A 16216-nucleotide genomic window follows, 5' to 3' on the forward strand; every position below is an offset into this window, starting at 1 on the left:
AATAGACAAAAATGGACAGCCTTCATCCGAAAATGTCGTGGGGTGTTGAAGATCTAGTAAACAAGGCTGTCCATTTTTGTCCAGGTTCAGCCCAAGGGTGGGGTTCCCCTACCCTCCCCAATGCCCAATGCCCTTCGGACGGCAGGTGCTACAACGTTCGTGACCTCACGAGCGGGTTCGCTCCTTGCCGGCACGAGGGAAAACGCCACATGCGCGTCTGCCGGGGAACCCGTCCAACGCAGTGGCTCCCCTCCCTTTCTCGCTGGTCTCACCGCAACGCACAGCCAAACCTATGCCCAATGCCCAATGCCCAATGCCCAACTCATAATTCAGACAAAATTTAGTTAATTGAAACAAATTTTAAAATAATGCCGGAAATAGCTGCTGTTTACTAGAGAATTTGCCGTGTCAAATAATACAAAATATTACGACTTAAGAAATTTTAATGAAAATTCTCATCAATTAGCTTTACTCTAGGCTTTTAGTAGCTTTTTCGCCGTCGGTAAATCAAGACTTTGGCAGTTGACCTTTTAAAGTTGAGAAATTTAGTATGAGCAGCAATTTAGCAACCAAATTGCGTGTAGGCACTAAAAAAGCCCACACAATGGCAGAGAATGTCGGTTTTGTCAAGTGCTTTTTAAAAGGAGTGGTAGAAAAAAACTCCTACCGGAAGCTAGTCGGCAACTTCTACTTCATCTATTCAGCGATGGAAGAAGAGATAGAAAAGCATCGCAATCATCCGATTGTTTCCAAAATTAACTTTCCGCAGCTAAACCGCAAGCATAGCCTAGAGCAAGACTTGGCTTATTATTATGGTGCTAACTGGCGCGAGCAAATTCAATTATCCCCGGCAGGTGAAGCTTACGTACAGCGCATTCGAGAAATATCGGCAAAAGAACCGGAATTGTTAATCGCTCATTCTTACACACGTTATCTTGGTGATTTATCAGGAGGACAAATTCTGAAAAACATCGCGGTAACGGGGATGAACCTGACTGATGGGCAAGGTACTGCTTTTTATGAGTTTGGAGACATTCCGGACGAGAAAGCTTTTAAAGCGAAATATCGTTCCGCTGTGGATGAGTTGCCGATTGATGATGCAACTGCCGATCGCATTGTCGATGAAGCAAACGCGGCTTTTGGGATGAACATGAAGATGTTCCAAGAGTTAGAAGGCAATTTGATTAAAGCGATCGGTTTGATGCTGTTTAATAGTTTGACACGGCGTCGCACTCGTGGTAGTACAGAATTGGCTACTGCTGAGTAAACACGATTATCTAGTACTTTTGTAAATTTTAGGGGCGACATTTTTGAGATTGTCTTAGTTGAATAAGGCGATCGCAAAGAAGTCGCCCCTACACTATTAATTATAGGAATGAGCGCACCGCTAAAGTCTTGTGGGGGCAATTCATGAAGGGTCCCCTACGTAAATTCAAGCTTTTGACCTTTTTTGAATTCAAAATTCACGCATTCAAAATTCACGTAGAAAGAAATAATTTTTAATTAATTAATTCTGGGTTCTTGCAAACACTGAATTAAAAATCAGTGGTCTTTAAAGAGTGGCGCTTTCTTGCCCCCACTGTTTATCTTTTTTTGAATTTTGCGGAAAGTTAGAGCGGAGGTTACGAGCGTTCGCGTAGCGTTGCCGCAGGCATCTAATCGCATCCTCGACGAATGGCTGAATGCGTGAATTTTTAATTGGAGCGTAAAGCCTTCTCCTAAAGGGAGACGCTGCGCGAACGGCATAGCTTGTCTGCGACACGCACATGCGTTCGCTTACCGCGCAGCGAAGAAGTGAAAGAGAAGCGACTTGACTGATGCTTCGGACATTTGGATGATAGGCGATCGCCCTGAAGACAAGGCATGTGCCTACAACGCAGATATAAATTTTATGTGGGTGGACATATTTAGGTTACAGTTTCTACCTGGTACGCTTGAGGTAAAGCAGGTTACACCGCAGCAAATAGAGTTTTTGAAAGGGGTGAGGATTTCTGAAAACTTAGTTAATTCACCAGGGATTAATGTGATTTTACCTGCTGAATGAGCAAATTGTGAATCATAGCCAGACCAAAATTTGTAGTTAATTGGAGAAAAGCGAAAACTTTGCGATTTACTGACATTGCCTGAAAATCCGAAAAATAGGATATTCAGGATGTATCCAAAGCAGGAATCCAATTTTTTCTTCAAATAAACCTCTAAATAAACAATAATGGCTAATTTCTACGCTTTACTGATCGGCATTGATTATTATCAACCAAATCCCTACTACGGAAACTTAAAAGGGGCTGTGCGAGATATTGACAAGGTAGCAGATTATCTAGAGAAATCGCTGAAAATTCCGACAGAACAAATAACTCGATTGACCTCTCCTTTGCCGGATACGAATTCCCTGGCAGATGTCAGATCAGCACGGGGGGAAATGCCCCCAACCTATCAAAATATTGTCAACGCTTTTAAAAGCATTACTGAAAGGGCAAAAAAGGGAGATTTAGTCTACATCCACTATTCTGGGCATGGCGGACGAGTAAACACTATTTTTCCAGAGTTGAAGGGAGAGGGACAGTATGATGAAAGCCTAGCGCCGATGGATCTGGGTAATGATGGTTATTATCTGCGGGATGTAGAAATTGCTACTCTACTCAAACGAATGACTGATGCTCCCGATCAAGGGAAAGGGCTAATTGTAACCGTAATTTTTGATAGTTGTCATTCCGGGGGCGCAACGCGAAACGATGGCGAGATTCGGGGTTCGCGGGATGGGGAGCCAGATACAAAAGACAGACCCAAAGATAGTGTTGTAGCTAACCGAGATGAGTTGGTGGAGAATTGGCGGATTATAACTCAAAACAGTAAAAAAGAAGGTTGGTTGCCGAACCAGAGAGAATATGTTTTCTTGGGTGCTTGTCGTCCATCTGAAGTTGCCAATGAAGGGCGATTTGACGGAAAAGATCCCAATGGGGCATTGACTTACTGGATGATTGACACCCTGACCAGTGTACCTGGGGGTTTAACCTATCAAGTTTTGTACGATCGCCTAAAAGGAAAGATCCAAAGTAAATACCCCAGTCAATTACCGATGTTATTAGGGGAAGGCGATCGCCTAGTGTTTGGCGATCAAATCAAGCCAGTACAGTATAGTTTGACGGTGATTAAGGTTGCTCCAGGAAAAGTAACTTTAGATGGGGGAATGGCGCAAGGATTAAGCAGAGGAACCCAATTTGCGCTCTATCCTGTGGGGAGTGATTTTACTGATAAGCAGAAACGCCTTGCTGTGGCTGAGGTTACGGAGTTACAAGCTTCTACCTCTACTGCTAAAATCCTATCGGTTGAAGAAAGTGGCGTTGCAGCAGTTATTAATCAGATTCAACCGGGATTACCTGCGGTGATGGAATCAGCACCACTCGATCTTAAACATCGGGTTCGTTTGCATCTCAAAGAAGTGGGAAATAAGGAATACCAATTACCACAGGAGTTAGCTGACAAACAAGCAGCAGCTTTGGAAAAAGTGCGACAGAAGATGCAGCGTAATGGTTGGTTAACAGAAGTTCAAGGTAATGAGGAAGAAGCACATTATCAAGTTGCGATCGGTAGAGAGGGAGAGTATGAAATTTCTAGCGGTACTCCGATCAAAAATTTAAATCCCGCTTTAAGTATTGATGATGCTGAGTCTCCTGCTGAGGTGGTTAAACGCTTAGTACACTTAGGGAAATATCAAACTGCACAAGCTTTAGATAATCCTGCTTCTGAGTTAACCAACGCGATCGAGTATGAATTACTCGATGACGACGAAAAACAGCCTTTTCCCGATCCGAATAACATCTCTTTGAAATCGGGCGATCGCGCTTATGTTAGGCTTAAGAATATTTCCGACGAACCTCTTAACGTTGCGATCTTGAATTTTGAGCCAACATGGTGGAAAATTTCTCAAAGTCCCATTGAAGGGGATAGGGGAGCTTTCTATTCGCTGCAACAGGGGCAACAGACTTTAACGCGCCTTCATTTTCAAGTACCTGATGGAAATCAACAATCAGAAGAAACCTTGAAATTATTTGTTACCCGTGGAATTGCTAACTTTCAATGGTTAATTTTGCCACCTCTTAATCAACAAAAAGTGGAGGAGGTAGACCAGTTATTTGTTCCTTCTGATTATTTGGGAAAAACTTTTGAACTATTAGAAATATCTACTAGAGCGGAAAAAAGAAAAAATTCGAGAACTCAAGATAAATCTAAACCTATTCTTTTGGTATATAAATATCAATTTACTGTACGTTGCTTAGAGAGATATCAAGAGAAGGAATTATACAACGAGCATTTGATAGTTTTGAATGCAATAAAGTCCTTTTTGGAGCAAGAAAAGAGTGAGAAAATTGTAGAATATAAATGTTAAAATTTAACATTATTAAATCAAAAATATAATTTTAAAAAGCTATGTACCAAATGGAAAATAGAGAGTTTTTATTCAATAAACATAATTGATGAATTGCCTTTGGATGAAGACAAAGAAGAATATTCTGATTACTTTTATAATTTTGTTGACAGTGGTGTTCCTGTTTCTCTATGGAGTCGTCGTTATCCAGATAAGTTATGTGATATTGATGGTAAAAATCACACTATTGAAACTATTGAGAAAAAAATCAAATAAATTTTGCATATTAAGTCTTTCAAGGATTTAAGTGAAATATTTCAGAGAATTCAGAAACTAAGACAAGATGCTCATGATGAGGAGGGTGATGAAGCAAAAAAATATATTGGATATCATCTGGGATTTATCTGCGATCGCCCCGATTTAATTCCTTATAATTTAACCACATCTTTGAAGGGAAATAATCGATTACAGGGAAGCAATTAAGAACGATTTATTGTACTAAGAGGTAAATTATGACAAACTCAGAACAACAACCAGATACCAATTGGCGGTTATTTTCTGGTAATGGCAAGAAAAATGAAGCTGCAACACAACGATTAAGTAAATTAGAACCACCACCTTGGCGACAATTTGGCGATCGCTCAGATGTACCTTTAGAGAAAAATGGCAAAGGAGAAGATATAGATCCTCGTTGGAAAACTTGCAATTATTAGTACAAAATAAAAAACGAGACATTAGAAGAGGTGAAAATTTCCGTATCGCATCAGAAGCAGGCAATGTAATTAATGCGGTTAATGCAGCGATTTATTTACGTCGTCCTCTACTGGTGACAGGTAATCCCGGTTCAGGAAAAACCTCTCTAGCTTATGCGATCGCTTATGAACTCGGTTTAGGTCCGGTATTATCTTGGGCAATTAATGCCCGTTCTACCCTACAGGATGGGTTATATCGCTATGATGCGATCGCTCGTCTCCAAGATACCAATTTTGAGAAAAAGAGTACTCAGGAAAAAGAGCCAAAACAGACTGAAGAACAAGATATTGGTGAATATATTAAGCTTGGTTCAGTTGGTACAGCTTTTTTACCATCTTTGTTACCCAGAGTCTTGTTAATTGATGAAATTGATAAAAGTGATATTAATCTACCCAATGATTTATTGAATCTTTTTGAGGAGGGAGAATTTGAAATACCCGAATTAGTTCGTCGTTCTCAAGATAATCAGCAAAATTCAGATCCCAAAATATCCTTTACTGTATATACCGAAGATAAGGATATCAGAGCCACAATTGCGGGGGGACGAGTTTCTTGCTATGCTTTTCCAATCATTGTCATGACCAGCAATGGCGAAAGGGATTTTCCTCCTGCTTTCAAAAGACGCTGTTTAAGGGTGAGAATGCCAGATCCAAATCAAGCAGCACTCACAGAAATTGTGAAAGCTCATTTGGGCGAAGATTTTCTTGATAATGAGAGAAATAAAGCTAAATTTTCAGCTATGCTCAGGCATATAATAGCGAAGATGCTTTAGGTTGGTGGAAAATAGATCGTCCTAATGGACCAACAGCGGAAGCTAATATTGGATCTGTTGTTGTAGGGGTAAATTGTATTTTTGAATATGCTGGAGAATATTTCTGTGCAGTCAAATGGGGTGGAGAAACTGGTACTTGGCAAAGAGAATCAGAACCAGAGCATTTATTAATTTCTCCACAGGGTGAGGTACAATTTCGTTCTCGGTTTGGTTTGGCAGTAATTCAAAATTTAAAAGTGCAAGGACAAACACTATCTTGGAGTTTTGATGATAATCAAACTGCTGCTAGTATCACTTTTCAAGTAAATAGTGAAAATAGTTATTTTTGGGAAGAGAATCAGACAGGAAAGTTATTTGAAGGATGGTTGCAATACCCAGATGAGGGCAAAATAGATTTTCGTGGTAGGTTTGTAACAAGTGAAGAAGCTTTTCCTTCAGTTCAAGAGTTTACATTTGAAGTAGCAACTATCTCGATTGAGGATGATACACGCTTCACCTCAATCCAGATACAGAGAATAGCTTTAATATCAGTTGAGGGAGACCCTGCATCAACTAAGATCGGGACAGGAGAAACAGCAGGACAAGATATTTATGTCCGTCACCTAGGTGAAGCATTAGCTAACCTAGGATGGCAAGTTGATATGTTTACCCGCAAAGTAAGTGCGAAGCAAGAGTCGGTTGTGCAACATAGCGTAAATTGTCGAACAATTCGTTTACAAGCTGGTGAACTTGAGTTTGTACCGCGTGATAATCTTTTTGAGTATTTGCCAGAATTTATAGAGAATTTTCTTCAGTTTCAAGCAGAAAACGGCTTTAAATATGACTTAATTCACACAAACTACTGGCTGTCTAGCTGGGTAGGAATGCAGTTGAAGAAAATTCAAGGAAGCAAACAAGTTCATACCTACCACTTTTTGGGAGCAGTTGAATACAACACGATAGAAAATATTCCTTTCATTGCTAGTCAGCGATTGGTGGTGGAAAAAGAAGTTTTGGAAACAGCAGAACGGATTGTGGCTACAAGTCCGCAAGAAAAGCAACACATGCGATCGCTCGTTTCCACCAAAGGCAGTATTGATATCATTCCTTGCGGTACGGATATTCAGCGATTTGGCTCGATTGACCGACAAACAGCTAGATTACAGTTGGGAATTGACCCAGAAGCCCAAGTTGTGTTGTATGTAGGACGTTTTGACCCACGCAAAGGTATAGAAACCTTGGTGCGTGCAGTAGCTGAGTCTAAGTTGCGCGGAAAGGAAAACTTGCAACTAATTATTGGTGGTGGTAGCACTCCAGGTAATAGCGATCGCATCGAACGCGATCGCATCGAAAGCATTGTCAAAGAATTGGGAATAAGCGATATTACCACTTTCCCCGGTCGCCTGAGCCAAGAAATTCTGCCAACTTATTACGCAGCTGCTGATGTTTGCGTTGTTCCCAGTCACTACGAACCGTTTGGATTGGTAGCGATTGAAGCGATGGCTTGCAGTACACCAGTAGTAGCAAGTGATGTCGGTGGACTTCAGTTTACTGTGGTTTCCCAAGAAACAGGTTTGTTAGTACCACCCCAAGATGTTGCTGCCTTTGCAGCTGCAATCGACCGAATTATTGTCAATGCAGAGTGGCGAGATGAATTAGGTAAAGCTGGCAGAAAGCGTGTAGTTAGCAAGTTTAGCTGGGATGCCATAGCAGCTCAACTCAGCGAACTCTACACCGAAATTTTACAGCCAGCCTCAAAGTAAAAATACTGACCCGTCATTATTAGAAAACATTAATAAGAAATAAATGCCAAAAATAGTTATAAACCGTACACAAAAGACAGCCCAATACTACGTAGAAAACTTGGGCAAGGGAATTTCGCTACAAATGGTGCTGATTCCTGGTGGCAGCTTCATGATGGGTTCACCAGAAGATGAACTAGAACGTAGTGACTCAGAAAGCCCTCAGCATTTAGTAGACATTAAGCAATTTTGCATCGGCAAATACCCAGTCACCCAAGCACAGTGGCAAGCAGTAGCAGCACTACCGCAAGTTAACCGAGAACTTGAACCTGACCCATCTTATTTTAAAGGTGCAAATCGCCCCGTTGAGCAAGTGTCCTGGTATGATGCGGTTGAATTTTGCGATCGCCTTACTTCCTACACTAAAAGACAATACCGTCTCCCCAGCGAAGCCGAATGGGAATATGCCTGTAGAGCCGGAACAACAACACCATTCCATTTTGGCGAGACAATTACATCAGAGTTAGCCAACTATGATGCTAACTCTACTTATGGCGCTGGTGTGAAAGGAACATATCGAGAAGAAACTACAGTTGTAGGGAGCTTTCAAGTAGCTAACGCCTTTGGGTTATATGATATGCACGGTCAGGTATGGGAATGGTGTCTAGACGATTGGCACGATAACTATGAGGGAGCGCCAACAGATGGCAGTCCTTGACTTGATAATAATGATAACCTTTCTCAAAACCAAGGATATGCCGTGCTGCGTGGCGGTTCCTGGTACAACAATCCTGAAAACTGCCGTTCTGCGTCCCGCAGCAACACCTATTGGGCGGAGCGCGTCGTCTTCTACGACTATGTTGGTTTTCGTGTTGTCTGCGCGGTTGGGAGAATTATTTAGTAGCCCTTTATACTTTAGTTCTTTTGCCCTTTGCACTTGTTCTTTTTTTCTGCTATATAAAAACTAGACAAATCTAGACATTTACTTCTTTCTTCACAGGGAGCATGGGAGCGGTTAGCCCTCAGAAAGCATTCACGCCTTAGCCAGACGCGATAAATTAATTGCGGCATTCAAGTCTCTGTCCATTACGTGTCCGCAATGCTCGCATGAGTAAACACGTTCACTTAACAACAGGGATTCTTTCTTGCAGCCACAATTACTACAGGTTTTAGATGATGGATACCATTTATCCGCTAAAACTAGCTTGCTGACAAACTTCTTGGACTTGTATTCAAGCTGTCTTTTGAACTCATAAAATCCGCAATCCGCTATTGATTGAGCAAGCTTATGATTTTGCATCATGCCTGAGACATTCAAATCTTCAATCACTATCACAGCGTGGTTTTTGCATAAGTGATTGGTTATTTTGTGAAGCGAATCCTTGCGGATATTTGACACTTTGGCATGATGCAAAGCTAACTTAATCTTTGACTTATAACGATTGTTACTACCTTTAACTTTTCTAGCGTGAACTTTAGACAATCGCTTAAGTTTTTGGATGTTTTTCTTGTAGGCTTTAGGGTTGGGGAACACTACGCCAGTGCTTAACGTGGCTAGTTCTTTCACCCCAATATCTACACCTACAACCTCTACGTATTTTGGCGTAACCTCAGTTTTAACCTCATATGCAAACGCAATATACCAATCATCGGCTATCCGAGATATTGTTAGTTTGGTAGTCGTTGTATGAGGCAATCCCTCGTAAGTTTTCACCCATCCAATAGTTGGTAGCTTGGTACGCAAACCTCCTACAGGTATAGGCTTTCCGCCAGCGTCTATAGTAAAAGAGTCATTTTGACCTTTCCTTTTGAACTTTGGACATCCTCCTAACCCTTTAAAAAATCGGTCATAAGCTGCACCTAATTGGTCGAATGCATATTGAGTAATCTTTTGGCAAATACCTTTCTCTTTGATCCATTCCAACGCTGTTTTAACTTCGTTGTTAAAGAACTTCTTGAGAAGAAACTTATTGGGCTTGTATCCATCTTGATATAAGTTTTTCCAAGTCGCCAAACCCCAGTTATAAGTAAAACGCGCTATACCTACGTGCTTGCTCATTACGGTTTTTTGTTCGGGTGTTAGTTTTAACTTTGTCTTGATGGATAAAAGCATTGTTCGACCTTGATGTTATGCTACATATATTAATATATCAATAAAATGGTGATTTGCAATGACTTTTCAAAAAAAACACAAATTAGGCGCACTGCCTTTAAACGAAGAACCGTTTGATAGATCGCCTGTATGTTTTAATGTGCGGAAAGGCGTCAAAGAAAAACTAAAAACCGTCCCTGACTGGAAAGAACGGTTAAGAGAATTTATTGATGAATTAATTGAAAACGTAGACAATAATTGTCAATGAAGGTCTAGACTTGTCTATGCTATTAACGGCTTAGAACAAACTCTTTTGTCGCCATGAGGCGACTCGAATTTTTTGACAGAAATATTAAGATTGATTAAAAAATAATTAAAATAATTTGTAATACTCGCATAGCGTAGACGCGTTGGCGCAAGGCTAGCGGTTTCTCGTTTCGAGTGAAGCAAGCTACGTAATTAAGTTTTGTAACGGAGATTTAGATCCTGACACAAAACTTGCCGCTTTTAGAAGCGGGGACTTAAACCCCCAGAATTAGTTAAAAAAATGAAATAACTATATTAGATTATCCGGGACATCAAGTTTCTATCAAACACAAAGAAGCGGTACGATCAAAGCTGATTGAATTAGCTCAAAAAGCTGGTGCAAGCAATTCCCGCGAACTAGCTGCAAATTTACTTTTGCTGCTTGATGGCGCGTTCGCACAACGGCGGTTATTTGGTACAGTTGCGGAAGTATCTTTAGAAAAAGCGGCAGCTACACTAATTAATGCGTACTTACCTACATAAATCTTAATATTTACTGTACTGAGAAAATCAAGTAAAAATATGGCAGCAAAAATCCCCGTTACCGTGATTACCGGCTTCTTAGGCAGTGGTAAAACCAGCCTAATTCGCCATTTACTACAAAACAACCAAGGTAGACGCATCGCCGTTTTAGTTAACGAATTTGGCGAACTTGGGATTGATGGCGAATTGTTGAAATCTTGTGAAATTTGCCCCGAAGATGGAGATAGTAATATTTTTGAATTAACTAACGGCTGTTTATGTTGCACTGTACAGGAAGAATTTTACCCGGCGATGCAGCAGTTAATTAAGCGTCGCGATCGCATCGATTGTATTTTGATTGAAACTTCTGGTTTAGCCTTACCAAAGCCGTTAATCAAAGCTTTTCGCTGGCAAGAAATCCGCAACGCCGCCACAGTCGATGCGGTAATTACGGTAGTGGATTGTGCGGCGGTAGCATCAGGCACATTTGCCAGCGACCCAGAAGCAGTGGCAGCGCAACGCCAAGCCGATGATAGTTTAGAACATGAAACACCATTGCAAGAACTGTTTGAAGACCAACTTGCTTGTGCTGATTTAGTGGTGTTGAATAAAACCGATTTGGTGGATGATGAGACAAAAGCGCAAGTTGAAGAGTTTATAAAACAAGAATTGCCGAGAGTAGTGAAGATTGTGGAAAGCGATGCCTCCGGCGGGCTACGCCTACGCGCTAAACTCGATCCATCTATATTATTAGGATTAAACGCTGCCGTCGAAGACAATTTAGATAGTCGTCCCAGTCATCACGACACCGAAGAAGAACACGAACACGACGAAGAAATTATCTCAACTCACGTAATTTTAGACCGCGCTTTTGAACCAGAAAAACTGCTTATTCAATTGCAAACATTAGCACAACAGCAAGAGATATACCGAATAAAAGGCTTTGTCGCAGTCCCTAACAAAGCCATGCGTTTAGTCATGCAAGGTGTAGGAACCCGATTCGATCAATTTTACGATCGCCCTTGGCAACCTGAAGAAGCAAGACAAACCCGCTTAGTTTTCATCGGTCGCGACTTGAAATCCTCGGAAATAGAATCGCAACTCGTAGCTTTATGAGTTAGGAGTTAGGAATTAGGAGTTAGGAATTAGGAGTTAGAAGTTAGCAGTTAGGAGTTAGGAGTTATTACTCCCCTTGTCCCCTTGTCCCCTTGTTCCCTTGTCCTCCTTGTCCTCCTTGTCCCCCTTGTCCACGGACACATTCCTTACTCCTCCACCCCCGCACAGAAGTGTCCTCCCCTTGTCCCCCCATCCCCCCTCTCACTATGACAATCTCTCAAATTTTCAACATAGCTAATATTTTCGTTTTACCTTTTTGGGCATTGATGATACTCCTGCCAAACTGGAAAGTAACGCAACGGGTAATGGAATCATATTTACCCTTTGTAGCGTTAGCTGGAGTATATTTATACTTATTTATTAGCAGCATTACACCAGAAAATGCCCAAGCTTTATCAAATCCTCAATTAGCAGATATCGCCCGATTTTTTGCGGATGAGAAAGCGGCTGCAACAGGTTGGATTCATTTTCTAGTGATGGATTTATTCGTTGGTCGCTGGATATATTGGGAAGGACAGAAAACAGGTATTTGGACAATTCATTCTTTGGCACTGTCTTTGTTTGCTGGTCCTTTAGGATTGCTTTCTCACATCTTTACTTATTGGATTGCTAAGAGATTGGATGGTAGTTCTGATGAAGCGGTGATAACAGAAAAAGCCAGCTAATCAAGTTATTGTAGGGTGCGCTATAGCTAAAGCCGTAACGCACCCTACTGGACTCACATAGAATTGGTATGAGGGCACAATAAGTTGATTGTGCCCTTGATGCGCGTATTCTACATCAACAAAAAGCGCGATAAAAGCAATTGCAACACACAAAATTGCTAATACCACTTACGAAGCTTATGCTTTTTGATAGTTGGCATCAACCCAACAACGTGGGATACTTTCACCTGATGGAAAAACTAAGTTTTCTTTTTTAATAGGTTCAGGGTCTTGTTCTTCTTGACCTTCTTGGTCTTTTCCGTGAATAACATCAGTATTAGGATCTATTAATTCCTCAATTTTGAGAACTTCTACCAAAGTTCCAGTATCTTTGACTTGTAAAAGCATTCTTCTTAGCCTCCTGAAATTGACTTGACAATTAATTACAAGTTTAATTATAAACCCGCATGGTTCTGCGCTTACTTGAATTGTTTCAACTCCCTTTTATTCGGGACTGGTTTGTAGTGGCGAGCGACACCAACTACAAGCCTAATTCACAATCCAAAATTGTATTAGTGAATGCTTGCTAAAAAGCTGATTCGACTAATTTTTTCAACCGTATATATGCTTGTGTCGGTATCAATGTAGTGTTGCCATTAACTCACTAGAAAATTATTTTATTTATAGAGGGTTTTAACATGGCATACCAGACAACAAGCAAAAGAAAGTTAAAATTCGGTCTGATATTTTTCCAAGATATCTACAAGGTTAACTTGGCATTGTAGCGGCAATAAATCAATTAAAGGAAGTTCACGTTTGCCACCGCCAATTTTTACGGGAATGGATTCCAAGACTTTTATTACTTGGTCTTCATTCACGGACTTAGAGGTAAGTAAAGGATACATTTTTTCTGCAACAACGGTGTGCAGTTTGGCATTTGATAGAAAAAGATGCCACTTGGCAATATCTATATATACATTTTCGCCTATTTCAGCTGCTAGGGCTTCTAGTATTTCTGTGGTATTAGTTTTAGCCATACAAATGACCCCACATAAGGATCGTGAAATCTCAAGCTAATTATCATTATTGCTTAATTATCACAGCGTTTTCTACTGCCACAAGATACAATCGCCCTAGCTGTTGATTCCGTCTTCAGGTGGACTTTGGTGGAGTTTGTGAGTAATCGGCGATCGCACTAATATAAATTAGATGCGCCAACAATACCACCAACCAACCGACTGTTAACCAAGGCAGCCACTCCCAAGTCGCTGCTTTGAAGTTGTGAAAAAACCACAAACCAGAGTTTATCGGCGCAAAAATCGCCACATGCATGGCAAAGTTCATTCTGTCATCTAACTTACGGTAATCTGGGTCATTGCGATCGGGTTGACGAGGCCAACGAGGAGGCATAATTTTTTGTTACAGATTTTAATAAAATTGCTTTCTGATTAATTCTAAGATTTTTATGGGTGTTATTGCTGTCTTGCCAACAAATATAATGAAAGCATAGAAAAGCTCAGTTGACGGCTATGACTATCTTTTCACAACTTGATGAAGATATTTTATTTCCTGACAGTGACGGCAAGCCAATGGCAGACAACACTGAGCAATATCGTTGGATAGTCATTATCAAAGAAAATTTAGAGATTCTCTTGGCTGCCTTTGATGATGTTTTTATTGCCGGCGATTTGTTTTGGTATCCCGTCCGTTCTCAGTTAGTTACGCCCACTGCACCCGATGTCATGGTAGTCTTTGGCAGACCAAAAGGTAAACGCCGTTCTTACCGTCCAGATGGACAGAGATTTTTGAACTCAATCGAACAAGAACAGCAGAAGCAGCAAGAACAACAACGCGCTGAACAAGCAACCCAACGCGCTGAACAAGCAACCCAACGCGCTGAACAAGCAGAATTGTTGTTACAGCAAGAACGCCAACGCGCTGAACAATTGGCAGCGTATTTACGATCGGCTTGGTGTTGATCCAGACAGCTTACCATAAAACGTATAGAGGCGATCGCCTTTTTCTGTTTGGCGATCGCCTCATATCAATTGCGGAAAATAATCTCCTGATTTTCCACCCATCTTACTTACCAGCCGAATTGATTCAATTTGAATCGACTTTTCTAAAGCTTTCGCCATATCGTACAACGTTAGAGCCGCAACGGAAACGGCGGTTAAAGCTTCCATCTCTACCCCTGTTTCCGCTTTGGTTTTGACTGTGGCATAAATTTGATAACCGGGTAGTTGCGGATCGGGTACGATCTGCACTTCAATTTTTTGCAGTGGCAAAGGATGACACAAAGGAATCAAAGCAGATGTCTGTTTAGCTGCCATAATGCCCGCTAACCTCGCAGTTCCCAATACATCTCCTTTGGGAGCATTTCCGGCTTCAATCGCGGCGAAGGTTTCGCTTAACATCCGCACGTTGGCTGTGGCTACGGCTTGGCGAACTGTGGCTGCTTTGTCAGATACATCTACCATCTGGGAGCGTCCCTGACGATCTAGATGAGTTAAGTTGACAGAATTATCTGAAAAATTGTCTTGTGTCATTTGGTGGGGATGTGTTATGATGTTTATCTGTTAGGGCGTGTAGCTCAGTGGACTAGAGCACGTGGCTACGGACCACGGTGTCGGGGGTTCGAATCCCTCCTCGCCCGTTTATTAAAAGTTAGAAGTAGAGACGCGATTAATCGCGTCTGTACAGAGTTAAGAGTGAAAAATTTCAACTTATAACTCCTCACTCTTAACTCCTAACTTATTTTAAGGCGTAGATATCTGGAGTGCGACCGATCGCAAATCGCCATGAGTTAGCTAAGTCTTTGCCAGACATGGTGATGAAAATCACAAATGCTAGGAAAACTAGCAAAGCAGCGTAACTAAACATATCGCGGTAGCCTACTTGATCGGCAATCGAACCGAAAACTGGACTTGCGATCGCTATCCCCACATCTAATCCTGTAAGACATACAGCAAACATCCGCCCTCTTTCTTGGGGTAAGGCGCGATCAACTACCATTGTCGAAATCATCGGCATCAAAGTACCAGCACCAGCACCTTCTATAATTGCTGCAAATAGAAAAGTAGCGGCGCTATTTGCTTTCCACAGCAGTAACATCGCTATAGTGTAAACAACTAAGCTGATGGTAATAAATAAACCACGACCAAAGCGATCGCTTGCTCGACCCGCGAATAAGCGTACACTAAAACTAGCGATCGCTCCCGCCGTGTAAAACAATCCTGCATTCAAATCCACCCCTGTTGACTTGATATACAACGGCGCAAAGGTATGCAAATTACCAAAAGCCAAGCCGATCGCAAACATGATTACAGCCGGAATTCTCACTCTCGGACTAATCAAAATTCGCCACAGTTGACTATTGTTATTTTCACTCAATTCAGTAGTTTTGACTGGTGGATTAACGATTGCTAACACACATAACGCCGCCAATCCACCTAATGCTGCTGTACAGACAAATAACGCCGTGTAACCAGCCGCAGCTTGTAAATAACCGCCAATCGCAGGTCCGATAGCCAAACCGATTGGAGTTACCAAACTCATGTAACCGATGAGTTCACCGCGATTGGTTTCATCTGACAAATCTGCTACCAGCGCTAGATAACCTGTGACAAAAGCAGCAATACTAATGCCGTGAAAAGCACGCAGCACCATCAACAGAGGAATCGATTTAACTACCAAAAAACCAAAAGGTGCGATCGCTGCTACTAGTGTACCAATGAGCAAGACAATTTTACGACCTCGCCGATCCGCCGTTTTTCCCAACCAAGGACGAGATAGCAACAAACCGATGGCGAAACTACCCATAACAATGCCAATTTGCTGCTTAGTTGCGCCCACATGCTCAACGTAAAGCGGTAGAGTTGGTAGTAACGAACCCATACTAGACCAGAATAATAAACCTGCTGTAAATAAAATCAGCAAATTCTTTCGCCGCAATCGGGCATCAAATGAGCGAAATAGTTTCAC

At 41.5% G+C, this 16216-nt stretch carries 19 protein-coding genes, 1 tRNA gene and 1 pseudogene; 14 read left to right on the forward strand and 7 right to left on the reverse strand.

Features of this window, described 5'->3' with window-relative positions; all coding sequences use genetic code 11:
* Positions 1 to 550 precede the first annotated feature (550 nt).
* The 9 genes and pseudogenes from PI95_RS26675 to PI95_RS26710 all read left to right on the forward strand — a co-directional run bounded on the left by PI95_RS26675 (position 551) and on the right by PI95_RS26710 (position 8513).
* Positions 551 to 1267 (forward strand): biliverdin-producing heme oxygenase, encoded by a 717-nt coding sequence (locus tag PI95_RS26675; RefSeq protein ID WP_039754759.1) that lies wholly within the window; start codon positions 551 to 553, stop codon positions 1265 to 1267.
* A 543-nt stretch (positions 1268 to 1810) separates the two neighbouring features.
* Positions 1811 to 2044 (forward strand): hypothetical protein, encoded by a 234-nt coding sequence (locus PI95_RS26680; RefSeq protein ID WP_039754757.1) that lies wholly within the window; start codon positions 1811 to 1813, stop codon positions 2042 to 2044.
* 165 nt (positions 2045 to 2209) lie between these two features.
* Positions 2210 to 4387: a caspase family protein gene (locus tag PI95_RS26685; protein WP_163519222.1), complete on the forward strand. Its 2178-nt coding sequence runs from the start codon at positions 2210 to 2212 to the stop codon at positions 4385 to 4387.
* A 99-nt stretch (positions 4388 to 4486) separates the two neighbouring features.
* On the forward strand, positions 4487 to 4642 hold the full coding sequence (locus tag PI95_RS26690) for a hypothetical protein (protein WP_163519223.1): 156 nt from the start codon (positions 4487 to 4489) through the stop codon (positions 4640 to 4642).
* A gap of 3 nt (positions 4643 to 4645) precedes the next feature.
* Entirely contained in the window at positions 4646 to 4849 is a 204-nt protein-coding gene (locus tag PI95_RS26695; RefSeq protein ID WP_039754756.1) for a hypothetical protein, read from the forward strand.
* Positions 4850 to 4878: 29 nt separating this feature from the next.
* A complete protein-coding gene (locus tag PI95_RS35350; protein WP_052325906.1) occupies positions 4879 to 5079 on the forward strand; it encodes a hypothetical protein in 201 nt (66 codons plus the stop codon).
* Complete coding sequence (locus tag PI95_RS26700; RefSeq protein WP_236117207.1) at positions 5067 to 5891, forward strand: AAA family ATPase; 825 nt, start codon at positions 5067 to 5069, stop codon at positions 5889 to 5891. The genes PI95_RS35350 and PI95_RS26700 overlap by 13 nt, the downstream gene beginning before the upstream one ends.
* A gap of 77 nt (positions 5892 to 5968) precedes the next feature.
* Positions 5969 to 7633, forward strand: coding sequence for a glycosyltransferase (locus PI95_RS26705; protein WP_336507623.1), 1665 nt, complete (start codon positions 5969 to 5971; stop codon positions 7631 to 7633).
* A gap of 124 nt (positions 7634 to 7757) precedes the next feature.
* A pseudogene (locus tag PI95_RS26710) lies at positions 7758 to 8513 on the forward strand (formylglycine-generating enzyme family protein).
* A gap of 132 nt (positions 8514 to 8645) precedes the next feature.
* Here PI95_RS26710 and PI95_RS26715 read toward each other — a convergent pair.
* Complete coding sequence (locus PI95_RS26715; protein ID WP_039754755.1) at positions 8646 to 9725, reverse strand: RNA-guided endonuclease InsQ/TnpB family protein; 1080 nt, start codon at positions 9723 to 9725, stop codon at positions 8646 to 8648.
* A 58-nt stretch (positions 9726 to 9783) separates the two neighbouring features.
* Between PI95_RS26715 and PI95_RS26720 the strand changes: the two genes are divergently transcribed.
* Both PI95_RS26720 and cobW read left to right on the forward strand, forming a co-directional pair.
* The gene (locus PI95_RS26720; protein ID WP_039754754.1) at positions 9784 to 9972 is read left to right on the forward strand and encodes a hypothetical protein; all 189 of its coding nucleotides are present in this window, start codon (positions 9784 to 9786) and stop codon (positions 9970 to 9972) included.
* Between the two features lie 560 nt (positions 9973 to 10532).
* Positions 10533 to 11588: a cobalamin biosynthesis protein CobW gene (gene cobW, locus PI95_RS26730; RefSeq protein WP_039754753.1), complete on the forward strand. Its 1056-nt coding sequence runs from the start codon at positions 10533 to 10535 to the stop codon at positions 11586 to 11588.
* A 67-nt stretch (positions 11589 to 11655) separates the two neighbouring features.
* Here the strand turns inward: cobW and PI95_RS36990 are convergent, their stop codons facing one another.
* Positions 11656 to 11781, reverse strand: a complete 126-nt coding sequence (locus tag PI95_RS36990) for a hypothetical protein (protein WP_268896830.1) — start codon at positions 11779 to 11781, stop codon at positions 11656 to 11658.
* 13 nt (positions 11782 to 11794) lie between these two features.
* Between PI95_RS36990 and PI95_RS26735 the strand changes: the two genes are divergently transcribed.
* Positions 11795 to 12253, forward strand: coding sequence for an ABA4-like family protein (locus PI95_RS26735; protein WP_039754751.1), 459 nt, complete (start codon positions 11795 to 11797; stop codon positions 12251 to 12253).
* Positions 12254 to 12430: 177 nt separating this feature from the next.
* Here the strand turns inward: PI95_RS26735 and PI95_RS26740 are convergent, their stop codons facing one another.
* From PI95_RS26740 to PI95_RS26750, 3 genes are all read right to left on the reverse strand, one after another.
* Complete coding sequence (locus tag PI95_RS26740) at positions 12431 to 12640, reverse strand: hypothetical protein (RefSeq protein WP_039754750.1); 210 nt, start codon at positions 12638 to 12640, stop codon at positions 12431 to 12433.
* A 320-nt stretch (positions 12641 to 12960) separates the two neighbouring features.
* Positions 12961 to 13269: a DUF3181 family protein gene (locus PI95_RS26745; RefSeq protein WP_039754748.1), complete on the reverse strand. Its 309-nt coding sequence runs from the start codon at positions 13267 to 13269 to the stop codon at positions 12961 to 12963.
* Positions 13270 to 13384: 115 nt separating this feature from the next.
* Complete coding sequence (locus PI95_RS26750; RefSeq protein WP_039754747.1) at positions 13385 to 13642, reverse strand: 2TM domain-containing protein; 258 nt, start codon at positions 13640 to 13642, stop codon at positions 13385 to 13387.
* A 119-nt stretch (positions 13643 to 13761) separates the two neighbouring features.
* Between PI95_RS26750 and PI95_RS26755 the strand changes: the two genes are divergently transcribed.
* Complete coding sequence (locus PI95_RS26755) at positions 13762 to 14211, forward strand: hypothetical protein (protein WP_163519224.1); 450 nt, start codon at positions 13762 to 13764, stop codon at positions 14209 to 14211.
* Between the two features lie 60 nt (positions 14212 to 14271).
* Here the strand turns inward: PI95_RS26755 and moaC are convergent, their stop codons facing one another.
* Positions 14272 to 14781 (reverse strand): cyclic pyranopterin monophosphate synthase MoaC, encoded by a 510-nt coding sequence (moaC, locus tag PI95_RS26760; protein WP_039754745.1) that lies wholly within the window; start codon positions 14779 to 14781, stop codon positions 14272 to 14274.
* A 33-nt stretch (positions 14782 to 14814) separates the two neighbouring features.
* On the opposite strand from moaC, the gene PI95_RS26765 reads away from it, so the two are divergent.
* A tRNA-Arg gene (locus PI95_RS26765) sits at positions 14815 to 14888 on the forward strand.
* 98 nt (positions 14889 to 14986) lie between these two features.
* Here the strand turns inward: PI95_RS26765 and PI95_RS26770 are convergent.
* Entirely contained in the window at positions 14987 to 16216 is a 1230-nt protein-coding gene (locus tag PI95_RS26770) for an MFS transporter (protein WP_039754744.1), read from the reverse strand.

This window comes from Hassallia byssoidea VB512170 (genome assembly GCF_000817785.2).
Classification (GTDB): Bacteria; Cyanobacteriota; Cyanobacteriia; order Cyanobacteriales; family Nostocaceae; genus Hassallia; species Hassallia carrinoi.